General features: G+C 53.1%; 2 protein-coding genes. One reads left to right on the top strand and one right to left on the bottom strand.

Features of this window, described 5'->3' with window-relative positions:
• The coding region (locus JRI89_17615; protein ID MBW2073050.1) for a 2,3-bisphosphoglycerate-independent phosphoglycerate mutase at positions 1-1,158 on the bottom strand (1,158 nt) is incomplete at its 3' end.
• 184 nt (positions 1,159-1,342) lie between these two features.
• On the opposite strand from JRI89_17615, the gene JRI89_17610 reads away from it, so the two are divergent.
• A partial coding sequence (locus tag JRI89_17610; protein ID MBW2073049.1) for an ATP-dependent 6-phosphofructokinase occupies positions 1,343-2,530 on the top strand: 1,188 nt, incomplete at its 3' end.

The raw sequence follows: 2,530 nt of genomic DNA, 5'->3' as shown, positions 1-2,530 counted from the left end.
ATGAATGCGGCCCAATCCACCGCAAAGGAAAGAGGTTTCCCCGAAGGTCCGGCAGCTGTCAGTCCTGACGGTTTCAGCTGCGATGCAGATGGGTACAGGATGCCAGGAATGGCTTTTCAAGATACAGGGAGTTGAGTGGTCTCCAGTTATGCAGAGGACGTCAGGGCGCAGGTCAAGGAGGCGGGGCAGGTGCTGATCAAAATGTTCGATCACCTCGAGCTTGCCTTCGAAATTGCCGTCTTCGCCCATGGAATCTGTTTTTTTCACATGAAGGAAGAGGAAATCCGTGTGAGGGAGTTCTCGGACAACCAGATCGAGTTCCTCTTCTAGGGTGGCCTGGCCCTCTTCGATCACTCGCATGCCGGCCAGTCTGGCTACACCTTTGTACATGGGATAGGCAGCTATGGCGCAGGCTCTCCACTTGTAGAGTTCACAAAAGTTCGGCAGCGGTTCGTACACATCAAAGCCTCGCATCATGACAAAATTGGCCTTTTCTTCTCCTGCCAGAATTTCTCTGGCCCTCTTGATGAAGGTATTGGCAATGCGGGCGGCTTCTATAGCTTCTTCTGAAGGATTCTTTTCTGTGGGGACCACCTCGAGAGGCCTCAGACCCACCTTCTGGGGGTCGCTGTCACACAACCGGCCGTCCAGCGGCTTGCCGCGAAAAATGGCCGCAGCGCGATATTCTTTTACATGTTGCAGGAGCACCTGCACACCATCGATCTCCTTGATTTGCTCTGCAAGGAGCTTGGTGATGCGCTGGCCTTCTTGGTCAGATATTCTGCCTGCCCGCCGATCAACTATGGTCCCGTCCGGAGCCAGGGTGGCAAAATTGAGCCGACTGGCCAGATCGCCGTGGGCAAATTGAAAGGGGGTGCCGGCTGTGTCCAGCACTCCCCGGCCAATGAGATGCTGGAATGGGTCATAGCCAAACAGCCCAATGTGGGCCGGCCCAGAACCGGGAGTGATGCCTGGGGCCAGTGGATCATGAAAACCGCAAATTCCTGATTGTGCCAGGGCATCGAGATTGGGTGTGCGGGCAGCCTCTAGAGAAGTTTTTCCTTCAGGACCTGGCAGGCCGCCAAGGCCGTCCAGTACTACCAGAACAACCTTGGTATCGTTTTCCACGGCCAACGATGAGACCAGCTTCATATTCATCTAAGTATCCTTTCCATGTGAGAGGTTGGATTTGTAAGAATGTTATTATATAGTCTGAATTCATTATTGCCAACTGATGCACTCCTGTTTGTGGCAATAGGTGCTGACCTCAGTGTGGCAATAAGGCTAGCGGACCCTTGCAATGGACCTTGCGCCAATTGCAGAAAGATTCTAGGAGACAGCTATGGCGGAGAAAGATCTGGACTTTACCGTGCCGAGACTCGGGGAGTGTCGGATACCATCACCTATGACTGGAGTGAATCTGCTGGTAAACGAGGAGCACGTACTCTACCATGGGCAACTGGCAGAAGTAGAAAAGTACCTGAGTGCAGGAAAAAAATTGCCGAGCTTTGAAATGGCCGGCTCCCGGGAAATGATCTACTTCGATCCCACCAAACTCAAGTGTGGCATTGTTACCTGCGGCGGCCTCTGTCCCGGGGTCAATGATGTGATCCGGGCTATTGTCTTGAGCCTTTTTCATCACTACGGTGTGCGAACCGTGTTCGGCTTTCCCTATGGATACGAAGGCCTAACTTACAGGTATGGCCATACACCAATTGAACTCGATCCCGATGTGGTGCGCAACATCCATCAGCAAGGCGGCACTATTCTTGGCTCTTCTCGCGGGCCTCAAGAGATCTCCGAAATGGTGGACACCCTGGAAAGAATGAACGTGGGCATGCTCTTTGCCATTGGAGGTGATGGCACTCTGCGTGGGGCCCGCGCCATTTGTGAGGAGGTGGAGAGACGCAATCTGAAGATTTCAGTGATAGGCGTGCCAAAGACCATTGACAATGACATTCTTTATGTCCAGCAGTCATTTGGCTTTATGACTGCTGTCTCAGAAGCGACCAAGGCCATCTATTCAGCTCACACTGAAGCCGCAGGCGCCAGAAACGGCATCGGCCTGGTAAAGTTGATGGGACGCCACTCTGGCTTTATTGCCGCCTACGCCACTCTGGCCAACAGTGATGTGAATTTCTGCCTGGTTCCTGAGGTGAAATTCACTCTGGAAGGATTTTTCAAAGCGCTTGACGAGAGGCTGCAGAGGAGGGGACATGCGGTAATTGTGGTGGCAGAAGGAGCCGGGCAGGATCTTGTGCAAACGACCAGAGAACGCGACGCCTCCGGCAATATCAAGCTAGCGGATATCGGCCTGTTCCTCAAAGAACAAATTACAGCCTATTTCAAGCAGCAGGGGACCGAGATAACTCTCAAGTATATAGATCCGAGTTATCTCATCCGCAGTATGCCTGCCTCTCCTCCTGACTCAGCTTTTTGTTTGATGCTGGGGCACAATGCTGTACATGCGGGCATGGCAGGCCGGACCAACATGGTGGTGGGCTACTGGCGGGACGAATTCACCCATGTG

The organism is Deltaproteobacteria bacterium, assembly GCA_019309045.1.
Taxonomy (GTDB): domain Bacteria; phylum Desulfobacterota; class Syntrophobacteria; order BM002; family BM002; genus JAFDGZ01.
The sequence above is the reverse complement of the archived record's forward strand: the minus strand, read 5'-3'. Positions and strand labels throughout refer to the sequence as shown.